This is a genomic window from Streptomyces sp. NPDC057638, assembly GCF_042800315.1.
Taxonomy (GTDB): Bacteria; Actinomycetota; Actinomycetes; order Streptomycetales; family Streptomycetaceae; genus Streptomyces.
The window spans coordinates 1-2,104 of sequence record NZ_JBHVHF010000567.1; the positions used below are offsets into that span (position 1 = coordinate 1).

Annotated in this window: 1 protein-coding gene; it reads left to right on the forward strand. The window is 68.1% G+C overall.

Annotated elements, in window-relative coordinates; translation table 11 throughout:
- The first annotated feature begins 304 nt into the window (after positions 1-304).
- A complete protein-coding gene (locus ACFVIM_RS34810) occupies positions 305-2,080 on the forward strand; it encodes a trypsin-like serine protease (RefSeq protein WP_384310307.1) in 1,776 nt (591 codons plus the stop codon).
- Positions 2,081-2,104 lie beyond the last annotated feature (24 nt).

Here is a 2,104-nt window from a genome sequence, read left to right on the forward strand (position 1 = left end):
ACTCTGAGGTGGCGGGGCGATCCCGTTTCTTCATGCCCGTTTCTTCGTGCGCTGGCCCCCGGAGCCTCAGTTTTTCCTCTCGCCCCGTGTGTCACTGGCCAATCAACAGCCGTCGTACATATGATCGGCTGACCATAGGTGGGGGTCCGGGGTCCAGGGGGGATACCCGGGGGATCTCGCGGTGCCGACCGGGGCCTGAGCCCCGGGGGTCGGCCCGCCGTCATGTCTCTTCCCGCTCCACCGGCAGCAATTTCCCGGTGGGGCGGTCGCGTTTCCCACCGGTACCACCCGAGGGGTTTTTCGCGTGCAGATACGCACCCGTGATGGTCGGCGCAAGCGCCGAGTTGGAGTGACGGCAGGGGCCCTGGGCGCCGCCGTAGCGCTGGTGGGCGGGGTCATCACCGTCGCCTCGCCCGCGACGGCGGACGAGGTTCCCGGGGCGGGCGCGGGGGCTTCGGCCGCCGAGCAGTCCCAGGAGCAGCGGGAGAAGGTGGTCCGCAAGCTCACCAAGGCGAAGCCGGCGAAGTCGGGTATCCCGGTGGGCGACGCCCAGACACAGTCGTTGGTCGGGGGTAACCCGAACGCCAGGATCATCGGTGGTAAGGAGACCACGATCTCGGCGGCGCCGTGGATGGCACAGCTGTACTTCGTGGTCGACGGCGACCTGTACTCGTGCGGCGGCGCCGTGATCGCCCCGACGAAGATCGCGACGGCGGCGCACTGTGTCGAGGGTGTCAAGTGGAAGGAGACCGGCGAGGTCGTCCTGGGGGCGACCAAGGCGGCCGACTACAGCGAGGCGACCCCGAAGTACTTCGGTGGCACACCGTACGGGGTCGTCCGTCAGTGGCATCACACGAAGTACGACCCGTACTCGCTTGAGAACGACGTCGCGGTGCTGACGCTCGACAAGCCCACCACCATCAAGCCGCTGCCGCTGGCGCAGCCCACCGACACCGCGATCTACAAGTCGGGCACGGACGGCAAGGTCTACGGCTGGGGCCGCACGGGCACCGGCCTCGGCGACGGTAGCTCCGACACCCTGAAGGTCGCGGACGCCGACGTCGTCTCGGACACCAAGTGCAAGGCGGCGTACCCGTCCGGCGTGGCGAAGTTCGTCGCCGGGCAGATGCTGTGCGCCGGTGCCGCGCCGACCGGTCAGGACGAGACCAGCGAGACCACCTGCCACGGTGACTCCGGCGGCCCGCTGGTCGTCGGCGGCCGTCTCGCGGGCATCGTCTCGTGGGGCGACCCGGACTGCGTCGCCGAGGGCAAGTACGGCGTGTACGCGAAGTTCTCGACGTACTCGGCGGCCTTCCAGGCACGGGTCGACGACGCCAACTGGAACGGTGACCACACCGCCGACCTGCTCTCCCGCCGTACCTCGGACAACCGCCTCTTCAGCTGGACCTCCAGCGTCAAGAAGCTGGTCCGCTCCAGCGCGAACCACGGCAACATCCCCGGCTGGAGTCTCACGCTCCAGACCGACCTCAACCGTGACGACAACGAGGACCTGCTCTACCGCGATTCCAAGGGTGACATCTACTGGTCGCGCTATGTCCCCTCCAAGAACGACTGGTCGGCCAAGCTGGTCGCCAAGGGCTGGGGTAAGCACAAGCACATCGTGACCCCGGGCGATGTCACCGGCGACGAGCTGCCCGACATGCTCGCCGTCGACTCCACCGGCACCCTGCGTGTCTACCCCGGCAAGGGTGACGGCGGCTTCAGCGCGCCGGTCCGCGTCGGCACGGGCTGGGGCTCTTTCACCATGGTCCGTGGCCACGGTGACTTCACCAACGACGGCAAGGCGGATGTCTTCGCCCGCGCCTCGGACGGCAAGACCTACCTCTACAAGGGCACTGGCGTGGCCGCCAAGCCGTTCGCCACTCCGGTCCTGGTCGGCCTCTTCGGCTCGATGAACGCCCTCGTCACCACGGGCGACGTCAACAGCGACAACGTCGCCGACATCCTCGCCCGTGACACCAAGGGCAAGCTCTGGCTCTACCCGGGCAAGGGCGACGGCAAGTTCCTGCCGCGCGTCGACTTCGGGTCGGGCTGGCAGGCGTACAACCTCTTCGGCTGAGTCTTCTGCTCCAGCGAGTAGCGA